Here is a 21,833-nt window from a genome sequence, read left to right on the forward strand (position 1 = left end):
GCCCCGTAAGGTGCGGTGGCGCGGTTCCACAGGGACATGGACCGCGAGCAGTCGGAGGAGGAGACGTGGGAACACCCCCGGGCAATAGCCCGTTCAATGGTTTTGGTGCTCAGCAGCCGCACGGTAACCCCGGGCACAACCACTTCAACTTTCCCTCCACGCCCAGCAGACAGGGTGCACAGCAGCCCTATCGGCAGTCGCAGTCCCAGCAGTCGCCCGTGGGCGCGCCCGGCTCTTCCCGGGGCGGCGGCACCAGCGGGTCGGGCGCACACAACCCGCTGGTGCGCCCGTACGCGATGACCGGCGGCCGGACCCGGCCGCGTTACCAGCTCGCCATCGAGGCGCTGGTCAGCACGACGGCCGACCCGTCCAGGCTGCAGGGGCAGTTGCCCGAGCACCAGCGGATCTGCCGGTTGTGCTTCGAGATCAAGTCGGTCGCAGAGATCTCGGCTCTTCTCTCCATTCCCCTCGGCGTTGCCCGGATCCTCGTCGCCGACCTGGCGGAGGCCGGACTTGTCGCCATCCACCAGCCCGGCGGCGACGAAGCCGTCGGCGGTCAGCCAGACGTGACACTGCTCGAAAGGGTGCTCAGTGGACTTCGCAAGCTCTAGCGGCGGCGCGGCCCGTTCAACCACCAGCGCGAAGATCGTGGTGGCGGGTGGCTTCGGCGTGGGCAAGACCACGTTCGTCGGCGCCGTCTCGGAGATCAACCCGCTGCGTACCGAGGCCGTGATGACGTCTGCTTCCGCGGGCATCGACGACCTCACGCACACCGGCGACAAGACGACGACGACTGTCGCGATGGACTTCGGCCGTATCACCCTGGACCAGGACCTGATCCTGTACCTCTTCGGTACGCCCGGACAGGACCGCTTCTGGTTCATGTGGGACGACCTGGTACGCGGCGCCATCGGCGCCGTCGTCCTCGTCGACACGCGCCGCCTCGCCGACTGCTTCCCCGCCGTCGACTACTTCGAGAACTCCGGCCTGCCGTTCGTCATCGCCCTCAACGGCTTCGACGGACACCAGCCCTACCAGCCGGAAGAGGTCCGCGAGGCCCTCCAGATCGGCCCGGACACCCCGATCATCATCACGGACGCCCGCCACCGCGCGGACGCCAAGAGCGCGCTCATCACCCTGGTCGAGCATGCGCTGATGGCACGACTGCGCTGACGCCGCGACGAGCGGCGCCACGGGCGGACCCGACGATGGCGCGACACGTGCCGCGACCGTCCCTCCGGATCCCGCTGATGGCCCCCGCACCGCCTCTTTCGGTGCGGGGGCCATCAGTGTGTCGCGGGCCGGCGGAGCGCCCGGTTCGTGGCGGGGACGGCTCTCGGGGCGGGCGGCGGCGTGGGAGACGGCCGTGTCAGGGGGGCGGGAAGTCGCCATGGCATGCCTGAGGGCCCCCGCGCCGGTGCGGTGCACCGGCGCGGGGGCCCTCAGGGTCTGCCGCGGGTCAGCCCTGCCAGGAGTGGGAGGGGCGGAAGCCCGACTGGCGCTCCAGGCGGCGCCAGCCGGCCGTGGACCGCGCGTGGGCGGACGTCTCGGCGGGCTGGGAGGCAGCGCGGGCGAGCAGCACCGCGGTGATCGCGGCGAGCTCCTCGGGGTCGGCGTGGCCCTTCTCGACACGGAGAAGGTTGGCAGGCGTGGTCACGTCAGTGGCTCCTCTTACTGAGGCGGGTTGCCGTGCTTGCGGGACGGCAGGTCGGCGTGCTTGGTGCGGAGCATGGCGAGGGACCTGATCAGGACCTCCCGCGTCTCGGCGGGGTCGATGACGTCGTCGACCAGACCGCGCTCCGCGGCGTAGTAGGGGTGCATCAGCTCGGCCTTGTACTCCTTGACCATGCGGGCCCGCATGGCCTCGGAGTCCTCGGCCTCGGCGATCTGCTTGCGGAAGATGACGTTGGCGGCACCTTCCGCACCCATCACCGCGATTTCGTTGGTGGGCCAGGCGTACGTCAGGTCGGCGCCGATGGACTGGGAGTCCATCACGATGTAAGCACCGCCGTACGCCTTGCGCAGGATCAGCGAGATCCGGGGCACGGTCGCGTTGCAGTACGCGTACAGCAGCTTCGCGCCGTGGCGGATGATTCCACCGTGCTCCTGGTCGACCCCCGGAAGGAAGCCGGGTACGTCCAGAAGAGTGATGATGGGAATGTTGAAGGCGTCGCACATCTGAACGAAGCGGGCGGCCTTCTCGGACGCCTCGATGTCCAGCACACCGGCCAGCGACTGCGGCTGGTTGGCGACGATGCCCACGACCTGGCCGTCGAGCCGGGCCAGGGCGCAGATGATGTTGCGGGCCCAGCGCTCGTGGATCTCCAGGTAGTCGCCCTCGTCGACGAGCTCCTCGATCACCTTGCGCATGTCGTAGGGGCGGTTGCCGTCGGCCGGCACCAGGTCCAGCAGGAGGTCCCCACGACGGTCCACCGGGTCCTCGGAGGCGACGGTCGGCGGGTTCTCCCGGTTGTTCTGCGGCAGCATCGACAGGAGGTAGCGCACCTCGGCGATGCAGGTCTCCTCGTCGTCGTACGCGAAGTGCGCGACGCCGCTGGTCTCGGCGTGCACGTCGGCGCCGCCCAGACCGTTCTGGGTGATCTCCTCGCCGGTGACCGCCTTGACGACGTCCGGGCCGGTGATGAACATCTGGGAGGTCTCGCGGACCATGAACACGAAGTCCGTGAGCGCCGGACTGTAGGCCGCGCCGCCCGCACACGGGCCGAGCATCACCGAGATCTGCGGGATGACGCCCGAGGCCCGGGTGTTGCGCTGGAAGATGCCGCCGTAGCCGGCGAGCGCCGAGACACCCTCCTGGATCCGGGCTCCGGCGCCGTCGTTCAGCGAGACCAGCGGGGCGCCGGACGCGATGGCCATGTCCATGATCTTGTGGATCTTGGTGGCGTGGGCCTCGCCCAGCGCACCGCCGAAGATCCGGAAGTCGTGGGCGTAGACGAAGACCGTGCGGCCCTCGACCGTGCCCCAGCCGGTGATGACACCGTCCGTATACGGCTTCCTCGCCTCCAGGCCGAAGCCCGTGGCGCGGTGCCGGCGCAGCTGCTCGACCTCGTTGAAGGAACCAGGGTCGAGCAGCAGCTCGATGCGCTCACGAGCGGTCAGCTTGCCCTTGGCGTGCTGCGCCTCGGTCGCCCGGTCACTCGGTCCGCGCCGCGCCTCCTCGCGGAGGGCGTGCAGCTCGGCCACACGGCCACGGGCGTCGGTCGGCTCGCTCGGGATCTGGTCCACAACGGTCATGTACCGACCCTACGAAGTCGCCCCGGCAAAACCCGCCGTCGACTCCGTACAGTCTCGTGCGCCGATTCCTGGTGAGGCTGGACAGAACCCGGTCCCGACCCAGCCGAATCGACAGCCGGACCCCCCTGGCGTTTGTGGGATTCCCATACAACCGCCGCGCGGTGGTGGGTGCCCCCGGGGCCCGGGGTGACGGCCGGGTGCCCCACCGTACCGGCCTCCCGGAAGGCGGCGGCGGTCGGCCCCGGCGTGAGGAGGTCGCGGCCGAGCGGACCCGCGGGGGTGGGCGGGAAGCCCGAGACCCGAAGATGTTGAAACTTGAACAGAAAAGGTCTACAGTCAATCTCGTTGAAGGTTCAACCGAATCTTCGTGAGTGCCGCCTCCCCCCGCGCACCGTCCCCAAGGAGCACGTCATGGGCATCTTCAGCCGCAAGAACGCCACCGCCACCGCCGTCGCCACCCTCCCCGTCGGCCCGGACCTGGCCGCGCTGACCGGCGAGTACACGATCGACCCCGCCCACAGCAGCATCGGCTTCACGGTCCGGCACGCCATGGTCACCAACGTGCGCGGCACCTTCGGTGAGCACCAGGGAACGCTGCGGCTGGACGGCGCCGACCCGAGCGCCTCCCACGCCTCCGTCGATGTCACGATCGCCTCGCTCGACACCGGCATCGCCGACCGCGACGGCCACCTCAGGAGCGGCGACTTCTTCGATGTCGAGCGGTTCCCGCTGATGACCTTCCGCTCCACGCAGGCGGCGCGGGTGGGCGGCGACACCTACCGCGTCACCGGTGACCTCACCATCAAGGACGTCACCCGCCCGCTCACGATCGACCTGGAGTTCAACGGCGCGGCCACGGACGTCTACGGCAACGAGCGCGTCGGCTTCGAGGGCTCGGCCGAGATCCTCCGCTCCGACTGGGGTCTGACCTGGAACGCGGCGCTGGAGACCGGCGGCGTGATGGTCAGCGACAAGGTGAAGCTCACCTTCGACATCTCCGCGATCAAGAACGCCTCCTGAGCCCCGCCCGGCCTCCGGGAGACCCGACGGGCACCGGCCGGCGGGGGCGGGAGCCGGGGCGCACGTCACCGGCACCGGGCGAGCGGTGTCGGTGTCGGTGTCAGTGGCCTTCGCTAGCTTGCCGAGCATGGAATTCCGCATCGACAGTGCCGTGTTGACCGACGCCGTGGGCTGGGCTGCTCGCGTGCTGCCCGCGCGCTCGTCCGTCCCCGCACTCGGCGGGCTGCTCCTGGAGGCGCGGGACGACCGGCTGCGCGTCTCGGGGCTGGACCACGAGGCATCCGCGCGGGTCGACGTGGCGGCGGACGTCGCCCGGGAGGGCCGCGCCCTGGTCCTGGGGCGGCGGTTGCTCGAAATCTGCCGGGTGCTCCCCCGGGGCTCGGTGGAGTGCGCCGTCGAGGGGGCACGACTGTCAGTGGACGGCGGCGGCGCCCGGTTCGGGCTCTCGCTGCTGCCGTTGGACGACTACCCCGCGTCGCCCGCGCTGCCCGCCTTCCGGGGCCTGGTGGAAGCCGGCGCGTTCGCCGGGGCGGTCGGCCAGGTGGCGGTGGCCGCGGGCCGGGACGACGCCCTGCCGGTGCTGACCGGCATCCGGCTCGCCCTGGACGGTACGACGATGACGCTGGCCGCCACCGACCGGTACCGCTACGCGGTGCGCACCCTGGAGTGGCGGCCCGAGGGCGGCGCCCCGGAGGGCGGGGCGGCCGGGGTCACCGATGTGGTGGTGCCCGCCCGGCGCCTGACCGAGATCGCCCGCTCGCTGACCGCGAGCGGGCCGGTGCGGCTGGCCATGGACGGCGGTTCGATCGGCTTCGAGCAGGACGGCGTCCGCGCCACCACCCGCCTCCTGGACGGCCGTCTCCCCCGCCACGCCAAGCTGTTCGCCCTCGGGAAGCACGCGGTCGCCACCACCGGCCTGGAGCCGCTGACCGAGGCGGTCAAGCGGGTCGCGGTGGTCGCGGAGGGCGACAGTCCGGTACGGCTCGGCTTCACCGCCGGGACCGTCCGTCTCCAGGCGGGCCACGAGGACGACATCGCCTCCCAGTGCCTGCCCGCCACCCTGGAGGGAGCGGAGTCGCAGACGGTGGCCTTCAACCCGGCGTACCTGCTGGACGCGCTGGGCTCCTTCCATACGGACACGGTGTCCTTCCGCCTCCTCGGCCCGGGGCAGCGTGCCCTGCTCACGGCGGGCTCCGGGACCTCCCACCGCCACCTGCTGATGTCGGTCCGGGCGCCTCTGGACTGAGAGCCTGACGGCACGGCGTCAGAATCCGCCGCCGCCGTCGAAGCCGCCGCCCCCGCCGAAGTCACCGCCGCCGAACCCGCCGCCGAAGTCGCCCGACCCGAAGTCACCGGAGCCGGAGTCACCGCCGGAGAAGCCACCGCCCTGGAAGTCCCCGCCTCCGTATTCGGCGGCGTAGGACGGGGTGGCGAGCATCGACCCGAGCAGGGTTCCGGCAAGAATGCCTGGGAGCATGCCGCCGCCGAAGTAGCCGCCCGCCCACGGGCCGTAGGCCGGGCCCGCCTCCCAGTAGGGGCGGCGGGTGCCGTCGGCGTCGACGATGCGGGACACCGGGTCCCGCCCGTCGTCGAGGCGGGCCGCGTCGGCGGCGCAGACCGGGACCTCGCGGACGGCGCCACCGGGCGGGCACCAGGAGCGGTCCGTCACCGAGGGGCCGTGGCGCGGGTCGAAGAAGCAGGGTGCGCGGCGTTCGGGCAGCGGGCGCGCCTCCCGGCGGGCGGCCAGGACCGCGAGCGAGTAACGGCCGTCCTCCAGCTGCTCCGTGACCGGTCGCACCTCGTGCGGACGGGTGGCCGAACCCATCAGGGACTTGGCCTTGTCGTAGGCGTCCAGCGCTCGTTCGTAGTCGCCGCGCATGCCGTCGGTGGCGCCCGCCTCCGCCGGGTGGAAGTCGAGGCGTTCCAGTTCCTCGCCGAAGGCGGTGATGTCCTCGTCCACGACGACCCGCAGCTTGTCGAGCGCGTCGCGTTCCTCGGCCTCTCTGCGCAGCCGCTTGCGCCGGGACACCGTGTAGGCGCCGGCGCCGGCGGCGAGGACGACCGCGCCGAGGGTGATCAGTCCGCCGACCGGGACGCTGTCCGGCCCGGTTCCCGCGGTGCCCCAGGAGGCGGGTGCGGCTCCACGCAGGGCGGGAAGGGCCTGGTCGGCGAAGTTGTTCAGCTCGGTGACGGCGTCCACCCCGGGGCCGCGTACCGAGGTCACGAGGTCGTCCACGGTGCCGCGCGGCATGACCGCGCTGTCGGCGCGGGCGTCGAAGGCGTCACCGAGCCGGACGGCGTACAGCCCGGTGATCCCGGTCTCGTTGCGCAGGTCCTGGAACAGGTCCTCGGCGGGGAACCGTGCGTCGGCGGGCAGGACCGCCACGAAGAGCGGCTTGTCGGCGTCCTTGATCTTCTGGGCGAGGGCGTCGGCCTGGGCGGCGGACAGCTGGTCCGCCGCGCCTGGGTCGACGTAGACCGGGCCCTGCTTCAGCGCCGCGGCGGCGTCCTCGATCCCCGTGGTCCTGGCCCCCGCGGCGGGGGCCAGGACCAGGAGCAGCAGCAGGAGCAGTCCGCCGACGGTGGACAGCACCGGAATCCTCGTCCTCATACCACCTGCATTACCCCCAAAAGGGGGCATTGAGTCCTCTTGGTCGGGTCGCTGTACGGCCGGACCGGGCGGCGGCCGTACGTCCGGTCAGCGCGCACGGACCCGGGTGGTGAGGCCCCAGCCGTACGGGAACTCGGGGTCGTAGCCGCGGTCGCCCGCGTTCAGCGGCAGCTGCGCGGCCGACTTCGGCCAGCTCAGCGGCAGGCGGCCGGTGAAGGGCCGCCGCCCGTAGAGCACGTCGGCGACCCCGTCGCCCTCGCTGCCCGGCAGCCAGGAGGCGACCAGGGCGTCGATCCTCCCGAGCCGGTCACCGAGGAGCTGGGGGCGCCCGGAGACGACCAGGACCGCACAGCGCATCGCGGCGCACACACGGTCCACGGCCTTCTTGTCGGCCGCGGACAGCTCCAGGTCCCGGCCGTCGACGCCGACGTCTCCGACCCCCTCCGCGTACGGGGTCTCGCCGACGACGACCACGCCCACGTCGTGCCCGGCGGTCGACGCGGAGGCGTCCGCGGAGTAGGTGACCCGGGCCCCGGGATCCGCCCGGCGGATGCCCTCCAGGATGGTCGTGCCCCGCAGGGGGCGGTCGCCGGCGCCCTGCCAGCCGACGGTCCATCCGCCCGCCTGGTGGGCGAGGTCGTCGGCGTTGGATCCGGCGACGTACACCCGGCCGCCGACCGGCAGCGGCAGCGTGTCCCGGTCGTTCTTCAGCAGCACCTGGGACCGGGCGACGGCCTCACGGGCGACGGCGCGGTGCTCGGCGGAGCCGATCCCGGCGAGGTGGGTGGTGTCGGCGTACGGCTTCTCGAAGAGTCCGAGCCGGAACTTCTGCTCCAGGACACGGCCGACCGCGTCGTCGACGCGGGCGAGCGGGATGCGGCCCGCGGCTACCTCGTCGGCGACGATGCGGCCGAACTGCTTGTACGTCAACGGGGCCATGGTGACGTCGATGCCGGCGTTGACGGCGGCGCGCACGTCGGCGGCCGCGTCGCCGGGCATCTGGTCGACGGCCTCCCAGTCACTGACCACGATCCCGCGGAACCCGAGCTCCCCCTTGAGCAGCCCGCTGATCATCTCGCCGTCCGCGTGCATCTTGACCGGGCCGCCGCGCCGGCCGGCCAGCTCCAGCGAGGAGAAGGAGGGCATGACCGCTCCCGCGCCGAGCCCGACGGCCCGCCGGAACGGGGTGACGTGCACGGCCTCCAGCTCGTCCCGGTCGATCCGGGTGACGCCCTGGTCGATGGTGTACGGGGAGCGGCCGGAGCCGAAGGCGGTGCCTCCGTCGCCGACGAAGTGCTTGGCCGTGGCCAGGACCTTGTCGTTGCGGGCGAGGTCGCGGCCGTCGGCGGCACCCTGGAGCCCTCGGACGGCGACGGCCATGGACGCCACGAGTTCCGGGTCCTCCCCGAAGGACTCGTAGGTCCTCCCCCAGCGCACGTCGCGCACCACGCACACACAGGGCGCGAAGTTCCAGGTGATGCCGGTCGCGCGGGCCTCCTCCGCGGTGATCGCGGCGAGCCGCTCGACGAGGGCCGGGTCGCGGGTGGCACCGAGGCCGATGTTGTGGGGGGTGATCGTGGCACCCTTCACGAGGGCGTGGCCGTGGACTGCGTCGGCCGCCAGGAGCAGCGGGATCTGCAGCCGGGTGGCGCGGGCGTACCACTGGTAGGTGTCCGTCGCCTTCCGCCATGCCTCCGGAGGCCGCGCGGGCGATCCGTTCGCCTCGGCCTCGTAGATGACCGAGCCGAGCGCGTAGGTGGTGACGTCCTCGGCGGAGGCGAGGTAGTTGCGGCCGGCCTGGGTCATCTGACCGGCCTTCTCGGCGAGGGTCATCCTTCCCAGGAGGTCGGCCACCCGCTCCCGGACGGGGCGGCGCGGGTCGAGGTACGGCAGGTCGTGGGCGTCCACGACGACCAGGGGTGGCTCCTCGGGTGCGGCGGCACCGGTGACGTCGAGTGTGACCGGCACGGCCTCGGCGGTCTCGGCCGTCCGGTCGCGCAGGGTGGCGACCTCGATGGTGCGTACCGCCCCGGACCGGGTCCCGGCGGGGAAGGTGAGGGTCCCCGCCGCGGCCCGGTAGTCCCGCCCCGCCTGCGCGACACCCGCCCGCGGGGCGGCACCCGCCCGGACGGCCGGACCGGCGGCGGAGCGGGCCGCCGTCTTCCAGCGGACCGTCACCGGGCGCGCCAGCGGCCGGGCGGATTCGATGCCGAGGCGGATCCGGGCCGTGGCGCCTTCGGCGACGGTGGTGACCGGGGAGACGGTGAGCCGCGCGGGCCCCGGGGGGTGCGCGGGCGCCGTCGCCGCCGTCGCGGTGAGACATCCGGTGAGGACGGCGCCGGCCGCGACGGCCGCCGCCGTACCCGCCCGCGTCCCACGAAACATATGACAAGTCATATCGGACATGGTGGGGCGTACCGCCCCCGAAGGGCCGGTACGACGCGCGGCTACTCCGCCGGGTCGACCCCCACCCGCAGCAGGCCGTACGTGTACGCGTCCTCCAGCGCCTGCCAGGACGCGGCGATCACGTTCTCGCCGACGCCGACGGTCGACCAGTCGTTGTTGCCGTCGCTGGTCGTGATCAGGACGCGGGTCGTGGACTCCGTGCCGTGACGCCCCTCCAGGATGCGGACCTTGTAGTCCACCAGCTCGAACTTGGCGAGCTGCGGGTAGATCCGCTCCAGGCCGACCCGCATGGCACGGTCGAGGGCGTTGACGGGACCGTTGCCCTCGGCGGTGGCGACGATCCGCTCGCCCTTGGCCCAGAGCTTCACCGTGGCCTCGTTGGCGTGGGTGCCGTCCGGCCGGTCCTCCACGATCGCCCGCCAGGACTCCGTACGGAAGTAACGGCGCGCCCTGCCCTCGGCCTCCTCGCGGAGCAGCAGCTCGAAGGAGGCGTCCGCTGCCTCGTAGGTGTAGCCGCGGAGCTCGCGCTCCTTGACCCGCGCGACGACCCGGCCGACGAGTTCGCGGTCGCCGCCGAGGTCGACGCCGAGTTCCTTCCCCTTGAGTTCGATGGAGGCGCGTCCGGCCATGTCCGAGACGAGCATCCGCATGGTGTTGCCGACCAGCTCGGGATCGATGTGCTGGTAGAGGTCGGGGTCGACCTTGATGGCGGACGCGTGCAGTCCGGCCTTGTGGGCGAAGGCGGAGACGCCGACGTACGGCTGGTGGGTGGAGGGCGTCAGGTTGACGACCTCGGCGATGGCGTGGGAGATCCGGGTCATCTCGGCGAGCGCGCCCGGCGGCAGCACGGACTTGCCGTACTTGAGCTCCAGGGCCGCGACGACCGGGAAGAGGTTGGCGTTGCCCACTCGCTCGCCGTAGCCGTTGGCGGTGCACTGGACGTGCGTGGCGCCGGCGTCGACGGCGGCCAGGGTGTTGGCGACGGCGCAGCCGGTGTCGTCCTGGGCGTGGATGCCCAGGCGGGCGCCCGTGTCGGCGAGGACGGTGGCGACGACGGCCTGGATCTGGGCGGGCAGCATGCCGCCGTTGGTGTCGCAGAGGATGACGACCTCGGCGCCGGCCTCGTGGGCGGCGCTGACGACCGCCTTGGCGTACACCGGGTCGGCCTTGTAGCCGTCGAAGAAGTGCTCGCAGTCGACGAAGACCCGGCGGCCCTGGGAGCGCAGGTGGGCGACGGTGTCGCGGACCATCTCCAGGTTCTCGTCCAAGGTGGTGCGCAGGGCGAGTTCGACATGCCGGTCGTGCGCCTTGGCGACGAGCGTGATCACCGGGGCGCCGGAGTCGAGCAGCGCCTTGACCTGCGGGTCGTCGGCGGCGCGGCCTCCGGCCCGGCGGGTGGCGCCGAAGGCGACGAGCCGCGCGTGCCGGAAGTCGATCTCCTGCCGGGCGCGGGCGAAGAACTCCGTGTCACGCGGGTTGGCTCCGGGCCAGCCGCCCTCGATGAAGCCCACGCCGAACTCGTCGAGGTGCCGCGCGATGGTCAGCTTGTCCGCGACGGTGAGGTTGATGCCCTCACGCTGCGCCCCGTCGCGCAGCGTCGTGTCGAAGACGTGGAAGCTGTCGTCGGGACGCGGGCTCGCGTCGGTCTCCGTGGTCATGACTCTGATGGCTCCTGTCGGATGTGGCTCCGGAAGGTATGGATCCACTTGCCCCCATTTTCACGCGCCGCCCGCCTCCGGCCTCGGTGGGGCCGGAAAACGAAAAAACCCCTCGCGGGTGCGAGAGGTCTGCGCGCGGGTCTGGGGCACGGTGTCCACTGCCGCGGGGGATCGAGCCACGGGTCAGTGGTCACTGCGGACCGGCGCGCTGCTGCCGATAATCATGGTGGGAGCAGACACGCCCGCAGTCTCCCATACGGCCGCGGTCCGCGGGACACGGATCTCACGATGCGGGCAGGTCCCGGTCGCGGGCGGACTGCCCGGCCCGCCGCCGTGTGCGGTCGTCAGGGGCGCGCCAGCAGGCTCTGCTCGACGAACTCCCTCACGTGCTCCAGGACCTGTTCGCGCCCGGTGCCGGGGAGGCCGACCGCGACGTGGACGCTGAATCCGTCGAGCAGGGCGCGCATCCGGGCGGCGAACCGGTCCGGATCGACGGCCCGGAACTCGCCGCGCGAGATGCCCTCGGCGAGCAGGGCGACCAGATCACGGTGCCAGGCCCCCTCGATGGCGGCCTGCCGGACGCGGGCGTCGGCGTCGGCGTTCTGGGACCGGTTCCAGACCTCGAGCCAGAGAGTCCAGTGCGGATCGCGCGGGCCGTCGGGCAGGTAGACGTCGACGTATCCGGCGAGCCGCTCGCGGGCGGTGCCGGGCCGGGACAGCAGTGCGCTGCGTTCGGCGCCCAGGCGGCCCTCGCTCCACTCCAGGGTCTGCAGCAGCAGCTCGTCCTTGGTGCGGAAGTAGTACAGCAGGTGCCCGCTGCTCATGCCGACCTCACGTCCGAGCCCGGCCATGGTCAGCCCGTCGAGTCCGCGCGCCGCGATGGTGTCCATGGCGGCGGCGAGGACGTCCTCGCGGGGCGGGGCGGACTGGTTGCGGCGGCGGGGGCCGGCGGGCGGGCTGCTGCTGTTCACTCGTACGTTCTACCGCATGGTCCCGGCGGGTCCGCGGCCGAAGCCGGCGTTCCGGCGGACGCGGGACTGCCGCGTCCGCCGGTCCGCACCGGTGGACGGGCGGGCGCTCAGGGCCTGGGCTGCTGCTGCGTGATGCAGTGGATGCCGCCGCCGCCCGCGAAGATCGCGCGCGCGTCCACCAGGGTCACGGTCCGCTCGGGGAAGAGCCGTCGGAAGACGCCCGCCGCGATCTCGTCGTTCGGGTCGTCGAATCCACAGAGCACCACGCCCCCGTTGCAGAGGTAATGGTTGATGTACGAGTAGTCGACCCAGTCACCCTCCTCGTCCCTGAGGACGGTGGGGGCGGGGACCTCCACGACCTCCAGGGCGCGGCCCTTGGCGTCCGTCTGGCGGCGCAGGAGTTCGACGTACGCGCGGGAGCGCTCGTGGTCGGGGTGGGCCGGGTTCCGCTGGCTGTGGACGACCACCACTCCCGGCCCGGCGAAGGCGGCGACGATGTCCACGTGGCCCTGGGTGCCGTACAGGCCGTAGTCGCCCGCCAGGCCGTGCGGGAGCCAGATGGCCTTGGTGGTGCCGAGCCGGGCGTGGATCTCGGCCTCGACCTCCTCGCGGGTCCACTCGGGATTGCGGCCGGGGCCGAGCTGGACGGTGTCGGTGAGCAGGACCGTGCCCTCGCCGTCGACGTGGACGGCACCGCCCTCGTTCACGAGGGTGCTGGCGTGGACCGGGACACCGGCGAGGTCGGCGACGTGACGGGCGATCTTGGAGTCGTGCTCCCAGCGGGCCCAGTCCTGGCCGCCCCAGCCGTTGAACACCCAGTCGACGGCGGCGAGTCCGGAGCCGTCGGTGACGAACGTGGGGCCGATGTCCCGCATCCAGGCGTCGTCGAGTTCGCGTTCCACGAGGTCGACGTCCGGCCCGAGCAGGGCACGCGCGGAGTCCGTTCCGCCGGGCCCGACGACCATCGTCACCGGCTCGAAGCGCCGCACGGCGCGGGCCACCGCTGCCCACGCGGCACGCGCCCGCGCCAGTTCCTCCTCGTCGGTGAAGGTCGGGTTGGGGCCGGGCCAGGCCATCCAGGTGCGCTCGTGGGGGGCCCACTCGGGCGGCATGCGGAACGTCATGGTCGGGTCCTAGAGGAAGTAGAGGCGGTTGAGGGAGACGGAGTCGGCCGGTTCGGAGCGGACCGGCGCGCCGTCCAGGGAGACGAGACCGGTCCGGCCGTCGACGCCCACCTCGCCGATGCGGGAGTTCAGCAGCAGGTCGGCGGGGCCGATGCCCCGGGTGCCGCGGACGGCGACCCGGCGACGGCGGGTGGTCATCGCGTCCGAGCCCAGGTCGACGGCGGCCTGCGCGACGAAGGCGACCGAGAGGTCGGCCGGTGTCGCCCCGTGGGCGCCGAACAGCGGCCCGAGGACGAGGGGTTCGCAGGTGTCCGTGGCGGCGTTCGGGTCGCCCACCACCCCGTGCGCCGGGAATCCCGACTTCAGCACGAGCTGGGGCTTGGCGCCGAAGAACCGCGGTCGCCAGAGGACGAGGTCGGCCATCTTGCCGACCTCGATGGACCCGATCTCGTGCGCGAGGCCGTGGGCGATGGCCGGGTTGATGGTGAGCTTGGCGATGTAGCGCAGGACGCGCGCGTTGTCGTCGTGCGCGCCGTCGCCTTCCAGCGGGCCCAGCTCGGCCTTCATCTTCCCGGCCATGGCGAAGGTCCGGCGTACGGTCTCGCCGGCCCTTCCCATGCCCTGGGCGTCGGACGAGGTGATGCCGATCGCGCCCAGGTCGTGCAGGACGTCCTCCGCTCCCATCGTCCCCGCCCGGATCCGGTCGCGTGCCATCGCGGCGTCGCCGGGCAGGTCGGTCTTGAGGTCGTGGACGGACACGATCATCCCGTAGTGCTCGGCGACGGCGTCGCGGCCGAAGGGGAGCGTGGGGTTGGTCGAGGAGCCGATGACGTTCGGTACGCCCGCCATCTTGAGGACGTTGGGCACGTGCCCGCCTCCGCAGCCCTCGATGTGGAAGGCGTGGATGGTGCGGCCGTCCAGGACGCGGAGGGTGTCCTCCACCGAGAGGCACTCGTTCAGGCCGTCGGAGTGGAGGGCGACCTGGACGTCGTGCTCCTCGGCGACCCGCAGCGCGGTGTCCAGGGCGCGGGTGTGGGCGCCCATGTCCTCGTGGACCTTGAAGCCGGAGGCGCCGCCCTCCGCGAGCGCCTCCACCAGCGGAGCCGGGTCGGAGGACGAACCGCGGGCCAGGAAGCCGATGTTGACCGGCCAGGCGTCGAAGGCGTTGAACGCGTGCCGGAGCGCCCAGGGAGAGTTGACCCCGACGCCCCAGACGGGGCCGAACTCCTGGCCGATGATCGTGGTGACACCACTCGCGAGCGATGCCTCCATGATCCGCGGCGAGAGCAGGTGGACGTGGGTGTCGACGGCACCGGCGGTGGCGATCAGCCCCTCACCGGAGACGATCGAGGTGCCGGTGCCGACGACGACGTCGACGCCGTCCAGGGTGTCGGGGTTCCCGGCCCGGCCGATGGCGTGGATTCGGCCTTCGCGGATGCCGATCGACACCTTCCTGATGCCCAGGACAGCGTCGATCACCAGGACGTTGCTGATGACGACGTCGCAGGTCTCGCGGACGGCGGCGGCCTTGAGGTGCAGGCCGTCCCGGGCGGTCTTGCCGAAGCCGGCGAGGAACTCGTCGCCGGGCCGCTGGGAGTCGGACTCGACCCGGACGACGAGCCCGGAGTCGCCCAGGACGATCCGGTCGCCGGCGCGGGGGCCGTGCACCGAGGCGTACGCGTAGGGGTCCATGGGGTCCGTCACGCACGCTCCTTTGGGTTCCCGGCGCCCAGGTAGCCGCAGGCGGCGGCCCTGCGCAGGGCCTCTTCCCTCGCGCCGGGCGCGTCCAGCGGGCCGTCGACCAGGCCCGCGAAGCCGATGGCGACGCGGGCACCGCCGATCGGCACCAGGCCGACTTCGGCCTCGCCGCCCGGCTCGAAGCGGAAGGAGGAGCCCGCGGGGACCGCGAGCCGCAGGCCGTAGGCGGCGGCACGGTCGAAGTCGAGGCGCGGGTTGGCCTCGAAGAAGTGGAAGTGGGAGGTGACGCTGACCGGCACGGCCGCGGTGTTGCGGACGGTCAGGGTCACCACCGGCGCCCCCACGGCCCGCGCGGGTCCGGGCAGCAGCGCGCCGGGGGCGGCGTCGCCCAGCGCTCCCCCGCCGATCGGGTCGGAGACGACCGCGAGCCGCGAGCCGTCGTCGAAGACGGCCTCGACGTGCACTTCGGTGACGACGTCGGCCACTCCCGGCAGGACGTCGTCGGGGCCGAGGACGGAGCGCGCCGCGGCGATGGCCTCGGCGAGCCGCCCGCCGTCGCGGGCCGCCTCGCAGACGGTGTCCGCGATCAGGGCGGTCGCCTCGGGCACATTGAGCCGCAGGCCCCGGGCCCGACGGGTCCGGGCGAGCTCGGCGGCGCCGAAGAGCAGCAGCCGGTCACGTTCCGTGGGGGTCAGTCGCACCTGGAAAACACCTCCTGTTTGATCGACACTCTAAACGCTCGATCCGTGCGATCCAAGGATTGACTTGCGCGGCTGCCATGCGCCACATTGAGCGCCACTCAAATTCTTGGCGAACGGCGCACACCACAGGGAGTCCCGCATGCCGATCGAACAGCGCGGAGTCGACACGATCCCGGAGGCGGAACGCACCAGCGGCCCCCGCGACCTCTTCTCGATCCTGCTCGGCTCGAACCTCTGTCTGGGCGTGATCGTCTTCGGCTGGCTGCCGGTCTCCTTCGGCCTCGGGCTGTGGGCGTCGGTGACCTCCGTCGTCACCGGCACGGTCGTCGGGGTCGCCGTCACGGCGCCGCTCGCGCTCGTCTCGCTGCGCACAGCGACCAACCTGTCCACCTCCAGCGGCGCCTTCTTCGGCGTGCGCGGCCGGCTCGTCGGCTCGGTGGTCGGCCTGCTGCTCTCCCTCGGCTACACCGCGCTGACCCTGTGGATCGGCGGTGACGTGATGGCCGGCACCCTGGCCCGGCTGACCGGACTGACGGCCGACGGCCTCGCGCACACGGTGATGTACGCCCTGCTGGCCGCCGCCACGGTCGTCGGCGCCGTCTACGGCTACCGGCTGCTGCTGCGGCTCAGCAAGGCCCTGACCCTGGGCATGACCCTGCTGCTCGCCCTCGGACTCGTCGCCTACGCGGGCGACTTCACCACGGCCGCGGTACCGGGCACGCCGTACCTGCTCGGCTCGTTCTGGCCGACCTGGGCGCTGTCCGCGGTGGCGGCCGGACTCAGCGGGCCGGTCGCCTTCATCACCCTGCTCGGCGACTACACCCGTTACATCTCACCGGAGCGCCACCACACGTGGACGGTGTGGCGCACCACCTGCCTGGGGCTGCTCGCCGGACTGCTGGTCCCCCAGCTCTTCGGTACGTACACGGCGCTGGCGGCCCGCGGCGGCCTGGACTACGCCGGCCCGCTCGTGGCGGCCTCACCCGTCTGGTACCTGGTGCCGCTGCTGCTCGCGGCGACCGCCGGCTCGGTCGGCAACGCGGGGCTGATGCTCTACTCGATGGGCCTGGACCTGGACGCGATCCTGCCGCGGGCGACCCGGGCCAGGGCGACGCTGGTGGTCGCCGCGGTGGCGACGGCGTTCGTCTTCCTCGGGCACTTCGCCTCGGACGCGCAGACGGCGATGACCTCGTTCGTGCTGCTGCTGACGGCGATCGGCACGCCCTGGGCGGTGATCACGCTGATCGGCCACCGGCGGTGCCAGGGCGCGTACGACCCGGAGGCGCTCCAGGTCTACAACCGGCGCTCGCGCGGCGGCGCGTACTGGTACCGGTCGGGTTGGCACCCGCGGGCCACGGCGTCCTGGGCCGTCGGCGCGGCGGTGGGCCTCGCCGGAGTCTCGACCCCCCTCTACGAAGGACCGCTACTGGCCCTGACCGGCGGGATCGACTGCAGTTTCGTCCTGTCCGGGCTGGTGGGCGGGGTGCTGTACGCGGTCCTCACCCCGCGGGCGGTCCCCGTGCGGGAACCCGGGCCGGGCCTCGGCAGGACGCGGGAAGCGGTCGCCTCCTGAACGGCCGCGCGGGCCGCCTGCCCGCCACCGCGCGGCGCATCGCGAGGGACGCCCGGGGTGACCCGGGCGTCCGGCGGGCGGGAGCCGCGGCGCGGCCCCCGCGCGGCACTCAGCCCAGCTCGTGCGTCCAGCCGTGGACGTCCTCGGCCTTGCCCGTCTGGATCGCGAGCAGCGCGTCGCGCAGCTTCATCGTGACCTCGCCCGGCCGTCCGCCGGACTGCTGCCACTCGCCCCGCGCCGACTTCACCGTGCCCACCGGCGTGATCACCGCCGCCGTACCGCAGGCGAAGACCTCGGTGAGGGTGCCGTTCTCCGTGTCGGCCTTCCACTGGTCGATCGAGACCCGGCTCTCCTCGGACTCGAATCCGAGGTCCCCGGCCAGCCGGAGGAGCGAGTCACGGGTGATGCCCGCGAGCAGCGATCCGGTCAGCGTGGGGGTGACGATCTTGTTTCCGTACACGAAGTACAGGTTCATGCCGCCGAGTTCCTCGACCCAGGTGTGCTCCACCGCGTCGAGGTACGCGACCTGCTCGCAGCCCTTCGAGGCGGCCTCGGCCTGCGCCAGGAGGGAGGCCGCGTAGTTGCCGCCGGTCTTCGCGTCACCCATGCCGCCGGGGACGGCGCGGACGCGGTCCTCGGACAGCCAGATGGAGACGGGCTTCACGCCGCCGGGGAAGTACGGGCCGGCGGGCGAGGCGATGACCACGAAGAGGTACTCGTTGGCCGGGCGGACCCCGAGCCCGACCTCGGTCGCGATCATGAACGGGCGCAGGTAGAGGGACTCCTCGCCGCCGTGCGCCGGAACCCACGCCTTGTCCTGCTGCACCAGCACGTCGCATGCCTCGATGAAGGTCTCGACGGGGAGCTCCGGCATGGCCAGCCGGTGGGCGGACGCCTGGAAGCGGCGCGCGTTGGCGTCGGGGCGGAAGGTGGCGACGGAGCCGTCGGGCCTGCGGTACGCCTTCAGACCCTCGAAGATCTCCTGGGCGTAGTGCAGGACGTTGGTGGCCGGGTCGAGGGAGAGCGGGCCGTAGGGCACGAGCTGACCGTCGTGCCAGCCGCGCCCCTCGGTCCACCGGATCGTCACCATGTGGTCGGTGAAGTGGCGGCCGAATCCGGGGTTGGCCAGGATCGCCTCGCGCTCCGCGTCGGACAGCGGGCTGGAGGAGGGCTTGAGCTCGATGGTGGGCGTCGTCATGAGTGCTTGTCCTTCACCGGTTGTGTGTGACGGACCGCGCTCACGCCGCTATCAGTGCTCTGCTAGGACGTCCGAGCTTTCCCGCATGACGCGGCCCCACGTCCGATTATCGCTCGTGAGGGACGGTGCACGGAAACGGCGTGTGCGTGGTCCATGAAGGGATGGTGGCACCCGACGCCCACACAGGTACAGCCGCCGGGTGCGGAAACGACCCGGCGGCTGTGAGAGAGCAGTCCGCGGGTCAGCTCGCTACGCGTACCGCGAGCGCGTCGCCGATCTCGCCCGTGGTCCGCACGGAGTCGCCCCGCTCGGTCAGATCGGCGGCGACGGCCGCCTCGACACGGGCGGCCTCGGCCTCGAAGCCGAGGTGGCGCAGCAGCAGCGCGACGGAGAGGACGGTGGCCGTGGGGTCGGCCTTGCCCTGACCCGCGATGTCCGGCGCGGAGCCGTGGACCGGCTCGAACATCGAGGGGAACTCGCGGCTCGGGTTGATGTTGCCCGAGGCGGCGACGCCGATGCCGCCGGAGACGGCCGCGGCGAGGTCGGTGATGATGTCACCGAAGAGGTTGTCGGTGACGATCACGTCGAACCGGGCCGGGTCGGTGACCAGGAAGATCGTCGCGGCGTCGACGTGCAGGTAGTCGGTGGTGACCTCGGGGAACTCCGTGGCGACCTGGTGGAAGATGTTGGTCCACAGGTGGCCGGCGAAGGACAGGACGTTGTTCTTGTGGACCAGCGTCAGCTTCTTGCGGGGGCGGGCCTGCGCGCGGGCGAAGGCGTCACGGACCACGCGCTCGACACCGAAGGCGGTGTTCACGGAGACCTCGGTGGCGACCTCGTGCGGTGTACCGGTGCGGATGGAGCCGCCGTTGCCTGTGTACGGGCCCTCGGTGCCCTCGCGGACCACGACGAAGTCGATCTCGGGCTGCCCCTTCAGCGGGGTCGACACGCCCGGGAGCAGCTTCGAGGGCCGCAGGTTGACGTGGTGGTCGAAGAGGAAGCGGAGCTTCAGCAGGAAGCCGCGCTCCAGGACGCCGGAGGGGACCGACGGATCGCCGATCGCGCCGAGCAGGATGGCGTCGTGTCGCTTCAGGGCCTCGGCGTCCGCGTCGGTGAGGGTCTCGCCGGTCGCGTGGTAGCGCCGGGCTCCGAAGTCGTACTCCTTGGTCTCCAGCTTCACATCCTGCGGGAGGACGGCCGCGAGGACCTTGAGGCCCTCGGCCACGACCTCCTGGCCGATGCCGTCGCCGGGGATGACTGCGAGATCGATGCTGTGAGACATGTCGGCACCCTACTCCTCGTCCCAGTTCCTGACACGCTTGGTCCACCATGCGGACAGGGGCGCGTCGTCGGATCGTGCGCCGCCGCCCCGGGGCCGTGCACGACGGGCTCCGGGCGGCGTCGCCGGACGTCACCGGCGACCGGACGAATCGCTTCGGCGACCGGCCTCAGTGGCCGGTCTCACCGCCGTTGTCGCGGCGGTCGAGGGCCCGCTGGAGGGCGGCGGCGGCGTTCTTGCGGGCGTCGTCGCCGGGACGGACGGTGCGGCGGACACGACGGGCGGTCTGAGTGGCCATGAGGGATCGACTCCTTGAGATCAGTGATGATCCGAGATCAGTGGTGATCGAAGGCGCCGGAGGGGGCGGGGAGCGCCGCCGCAGGGGTTGCCTGCACAGGGGCGTCGCGCTCTCGACCGCCATTCGCTGATGAAGCGAGACGTTCGGCTCCTACAAAGCTAGGACAGGCATCCGCTTCTGTCTCCACAATTACTCGGACTTCCTACTATCTGAGACGGCCGGCCGCGAAGACCCCGACGAGACCGCTCACCGGGCACGGTGCCGGACCGGACGACGGCACCGTGGCGGACCGGCGTCCGGGCGTCCCCATGAGAACCGCCCCCGTCCTCGGTTGGGGGACCAAGGAGGGGGGCGGTGTCGGTGGACGGGCCGCCGCGGGGGGCCCGGGTGGGCGTCAGCCCATGTGGGGGTAGGAGTAGTCGGTCGGCGGGACCAGCGTCTCCTTGATCGCGCGGGTCAGCGTCCAACGCATCAGGTTCTGCGGAGCGCCGGCCTTGTCGTTCGTGCCGGAGGCGCGGCCACCGCCGAAGGGCTGCTGGCCGACGACGGCGCCGGTCGACTTGTCGTTGATGTAGAAGTTGCCCGCGGCGAAGCGGAGCTTCTCCATCGTGTGGGCGGTCGCGGCCCGGTCGCCCGAGATGACGGCGCCGGTCAGCGCGTAGTCCGAGACCGACTCCATCTGGGTCAGCATCGCGTCGTAGGCGTCGTCCTCGTAGACGTGGACGGCGAGGATCGGGCCGAAGTACTCGGCCGTGAAGACCTCGTTCTCCGGGTCCGCGCACTCGATGACGGTCGGGCGGACGAAGTAGCCCTCCGAGTCGTCGTAGGTGCCGCCCGCGATGATCGTGCAGCTCGGGTCGGCGGCGGCGCGGTCGATGGCCGCCTTGTTCTTGGCGAAGGAACGCTCGTCGATGACGGCGCCGATGAAGTTCGACAGGTCGGTGACGTCACCCATGCTGAGGGCGTCGACCTCGGTCGCGAACTGCTCCTTGAAGCCGTCGTTCCAGATCGAGGCGGGGATGTAGGCGCGCGAGGACGCCGAGCACTTCTGGCCCTGGTACTCGAAGGAGCCCCGGGTCAGCGCGGTCTTGAGGATGGTGCGGTCGGCACTGGGGTGCGCCACGACGAAGTCCTTGCCGCCGGTCTCGCCGACGATCCGCGGGTAGGAACGGTACTTCTCGATGTTGTTGCCGACCGTCTTCCACAGGTGCTGGAAGGTCTTGGTCGAGCCGGTGAAGTGGATACCGGCCAGGTCGGGGTGGTTCAGGGCCACCTCGGAGACGGCGATGCCGTCACCCGTCACCAGGTTGATGACGCCCTTGGGCAGACCGGCCTCCTCCAGCAGCTCCATGAGGAGCACCGCGGCGTGGGTCTGGGTCGGGGACGGCTTCCAGACCACCACGTTGCCCATGAGGGCGGGGGCGGTGGGCAGATTGCCGGCGATGGCGGTGAAGTTGAACGGCGTGATCGCGTAGACGAAACCCTCGAGCGGGCGGTGGTCCAGCCGGTTCCACACACCCGGGGAGTTCGCCGGCGGCTGCTCGGCCAGGATCTGGCGGGCGTAGGCCACGTTGAAGCGCCAGAAGTCGACGAGCTCGCAGGGGGTGTCGATCTCGGCCTGCTGGGCGGTCTTGGACTGGCCGAGCATCGTGGAGGCGGCCAGCGTCTCGCGCCAGGGACCGGCCAGCAGCTCGGCGGCGCGCAGGATGATCGCGGCGCGGTCGTCGAAGGACATCGCGCGCCAGGCCGGAGCCGCGGCCAGGGCCGCGTCCACGGCGTCCTGGGCGTCCTGCTCGGTGGCGCCCGCGAAGGTGCCGATGACGGCCCTGTGGTTGTGCGGCTGCACGACGTCGAAGCGCTCGCCGCCGCCCATTCGCTTGACGCCGCCGATGGTCATCGGCAGGTCGCGCGGGTTCTCGGCCAGCTCCTTGAGCTTCGTCTCCAGACGGAGGCGCTCGGGGGAGCCGGGGGCGTAGCTGTGCACCGGCTCGTTGACCGGAGCGGGGACCTGGGTGACAGCGTCCATGAGTCTCGTTACTCC

The 21,833-nt window shown here is 72.0% G+C and carries 17 protein-coding genes and 1 pseudogene; 5 read left to right on the plus strand and 13 right to left on the minus strand.

Annotated features, from left to right (window positions below; all coding sequences use genetic code 11):
• Positions 1-65: 65 nt before the first annotated feature.
• Positions 66-611 (plus strand): DUF742 domain-containing protein, encoded by a 546-nt coding sequence (locus OG393_RS08165; protein ID WP_327373959.1) that lies wholly within the window; start codon positions 66-68, stop codon positions 609-611.
• A complete protein-coding gene (locus OG393_RS08170) occupies positions 592-1,173 on the plus strand; it encodes a GTP-binding protein (RefSeq protein WP_024756258.1) in 582 nt (193 codons plus the stop codon). The genes OG393_RS08165 and OG393_RS08170 overlap by 20 nt, the downstream gene beginning before the upstream one ends.
• 286 nt (positions 1,174-1,459) lie before the next feature.
• On the opposite strand, the gene OG393_RS08175 is transcribed toward OG393_RS08170, so the two are convergent.
• Both OG393_RS08175 and OG393_RS08180 read right to left on the minus strand, forming a co-directional pair.
• Complete coding sequence (locus OG393_RS08175; RefSeq protein WP_327373960.1) at positions 1,460-1,657, minus strand: acyl-CoA carboxylase subunit epsilon; 198 nt, start codon at positions 1,655-1,657, stop codon at positions 1,460-1,462.
• Between the two features lie 14 nt (positions 1,658-1,671).
• Positions 1,672-3,255 (minus strand): acyl-CoA carboxylase subunit beta, encoded by a 1,584-nt coding sequence (locus OG393_RS08180; RefSeq protein WP_327373961.1) that lies wholly within the window; start codon positions 3,253-3,255, stop codon positions 1,672-1,674.
• A gap of 411 nt (positions 3,256-3,666) precedes the next feature.
• Here OG393_RS08180 and OG393_RS08185 point away from each other — a divergent pair, with 411 nt between their 5' ends.
• Positions 3,667-4,275, plus strand: a complete 609-nt coding sequence (locus OG393_RS08185) for a YceI family protein (protein ID WP_327373962.1) — start codon at positions 3,667-3,669, stop codon at positions 4,273-4,275.
• A gap of 127 nt (positions 4,276-4,402) precedes the next feature.
• The gene (gene dnaN, locus OG393_RS08190; RefSeq protein WP_327373963.1) at positions 4,403-5,521 is read left to right on the plus strand and encodes a DNA polymerase III subunit beta; all 1,119 of its coding nucleotides are present in this window, start codon (positions 4,403-4,405) and stop codon (positions 5,519-5,521) included.
• A gap of 18 nt (positions 5,522-5,539) precedes the next feature.
• Here dnaN and OG393_RS08195 read toward each other — a convergent pair whose 3' ends face one another.
• The 7 genes and pseudogenes from OG393_RS08195 to ureA all read right to left on the minus strand — a co-directional run bounded on the left by OG393_RS08195 (position 5,540) and on the right by ureA (position 15,444).
• A complete protein-coding gene (locus OG393_RS08195) occupies positions 5,540-6,886 on the minus strand; it encodes a hypothetical protein (RefSeq protein ID WP_327373964.1) in 1,347 nt (448 codons plus the stop codon).
• Between the two features lie 105 nt (positions 6,887-6,991).
• A pseudogene (locus OG393_RS08200) lies at positions 6,992-9,250 on the minus strand (glycoside hydrolase family 3 protein); the annotation flags it as partial.
• An 83-nt stretch (positions 9,251-9,333) separates the two neighbouring features.
• Positions 9,334-10,950, minus strand: a complete 1,617-nt coding sequence (gene cimA, locus OG393_RS08205; protein WP_327373965.1) for a citramalate synthase — start codon at positions 10,948-10,950, stop codon at positions 9,334-9,336.
• Between the two features lie 344 nt (positions 10,951-11,294).
• Positions 11,295-11,840 (minus strand): TetR/AcrR family transcriptional regulator, encoded by a 546-nt coding sequence (locus OG393_RS08210; protein ID WP_327378350.1) that lies wholly within the window; start codon positions 11,838-11,840, stop codon positions 11,295-11,297.
• A gap of 188 nt (positions 11,841-12,028) precedes the next feature.
• Entirely contained in the window at positions 12,029-13,045 is a 1,017-nt protein-coding gene (locus tag OG393_RS08215; protein WP_327373966.1) for an agmatine deiminase family protein, read from the minus strand.
• 9 nt (positions 13,046-13,054) lie between these two features.
• On the minus strand, positions 13,055-14,737 hold the full coding sequence (locus OG393_RS08220) for an urease subunit alpha (protein WP_327378351.1): 1,683 nt from the start codon (positions 14,735-14,737) through the stop codon (positions 13,055-13,057).
• Positions 14,738-14,745: 8 nt separating this feature from the next.
• Complete coding sequence (gene ureA, locus OG393_RS08225; protein ID WP_327373967.1) at positions 14,746-15,444, minus strand: urease subunit gamma; 699 nt, start codon at positions 15,442-15,444, stop codon at positions 14,746-14,748.
• Between the two features lie 139 nt (positions 15,445-15,583).
• Between ureA and OG393_RS08230 the strand changes: the two genes are divergently transcribed.
• Complete coding sequence (locus tag OG393_RS08230) at positions 15,584-17,017, plus strand: cytosine permease (protein WP_327373968.1); 1,434 nt, start codon at positions 15,584-15,586, stop codon at positions 17,015-17,017.
• A gap of 109 nt (positions 17,018-17,126) precedes the next feature.
• On the opposite strand, the gene OG393_RS08235 is transcribed toward OG393_RS08230, so the two are convergent.
• From OG393_RS08235 to pruA, 4 genes are all read right to left on the minus strand, one after another.
• Positions 17,127-18,215, minus strand: a complete 1,089-nt coding sequence (locus OG393_RS08235; RefSeq protein ID WP_327373969.1) for a branched-chain amino acid aminotransferase — start codon at positions 18,213-18,215, stop codon at positions 17,127-17,129.
• A 241-nt stretch (positions 18,216-18,456) separates the two neighbouring features.
• Positions 18,457-19,497, minus strand: a complete 1,041-nt coding sequence (locus OG393_RS08240) for a 3-isopropylmalate dehydrogenase (protein ID WP_327373970.1) — start codon at positions 19,495-19,497, stop codon at positions 18,457-18,459.
• Positions 19,498-19,663: 166 nt separating this feature from the next.
• Positions 19,664-19,792 carry a hypothetical protein gene (locus tag OG393_RS08245; protein ID WP_327373971.1) on the minus strand — a complete coding sequence of 43 codons (129 nt, stop codon included), beginning with the start codon at positions 19,790-19,792 and terminating at the stop codon, positions 19,664-19,666.
• A gap of 394 nt (positions 19,793-20,186) precedes the next feature.
• Positions 20,187-21,818 (minus strand): L-glutamate gamma-semialdehyde dehydrogenase, encoded by a 1,632-nt coding sequence (gene pruA, locus OG393_RS08250; RefSeq protein WP_327373972.1) that lies wholly within the window; start codon positions 21,816-21,818, stop codon positions 20,187-20,189.
• Positions 21,819-21,833 lie beyond the last annotated feature (15 nt).

Source organism: Streptomyces sp. NBC_01216 (genome assembly GCF_035994945.1).
Taxonomy (GTDB): Bacteria; Actinomycetota; Actinomycetes; order Streptomycetales; family Streptomycetaceae; genus Streptomyces.

Excerpts from the sequence above, each read along its gene's own strand:
- OG393_RS08180 (WP_327373961.1), bottom strand. The coding sequence starts at position 3,255 with ATGACCGTTGTGGACCAGATCCCGAGCGAGCCGACCGACGCCCGTGGC.
- OG393_RS08185 (WP_327373962.1), top strand. The coding sequence starts at position 3,667 with ATGGGCATCTTCAGCCGCAAGAACGCCACCGCCACCGCCGTCGCCACC.
- dnaN (WP_327373963.1), top strand. The coding sequence starts at position 4,403 with ATGGAATTCCGCATCGACAGTGCCGTGTTGACCGACGCCGTGGGCTGG.
- OG393_RS08195 (WP_327373964.1), bottom strand. The coding sequence starts at position 6,886 with ATGAGGACGAGGATTCCGGTGCTGTCCACCGTCGGCGGACTGCTCCTG.
- cimA (WP_327373965.1), bottom strand. The coding sequence starts at position 10,950 with ATGACCACGGAGACCGACGCGAGCCCGCGTCCCGACGACAGCTTCCAC.
- OG393_RS08210 (WP_327378350.1), bottom strand. The coding sequence starts at position 11,840 with ATGGACACCATCGCGGCGCGCGGACTCGACGGGCTGACCATGGCCGGG.
- OG393_RS08215 (WP_327373966.1), bottom strand. The coding sequence starts at position 13,045 with ATGACGTTCCGCATGCCGCCCGAGTGGGCCCCCCACGAGCGCACCTGG.
- OG393_RS08220 (WP_327378351.1), bottom strand. The coding sequence starts at position 14,737 with ATGGACCCCTACGCGTACGCCTCGGTGCACGGCCCCCGCGCCGGCGAC.
- OG393_RS08230 (WP_327373968.1), top strand. The coding sequence starts at position 15,584 with ATGCCGATCGAACAGCGCGGAGTCGACACGATCCCGGAGGCGGAACGC.
- OG393_RS08235 (WP_327373969.1), bottom strand. The coding sequence starts at position 18,215 with ATGACGACGCCCACCATCGAGCTCAAGCCCTCCTCCAGCCCGCTGTCC.
- OG393_RS08240 (WP_327373970.1), bottom strand. The coding sequence starts at position 19,497 with ATGTCTCACAGCATCGATCTCGCAGTCATCCCCGGCGACGGCATCGGC.
- OG393_RS08245 (WP_327373971.1), bottom strand. The coding sequence starts at position 19,792 with ATGGCCACTCAGACCGCCCGTCGTGTCCGCCGCACCGTCCGTCCCGGC.
- pruA (WP_327373972.1), bottom strand. The coding sequence starts at position 21,818 with ATGGACGCTGTCACCCAGGTCCCCGCTCCGGTCAACGAGCCGGTGCAC.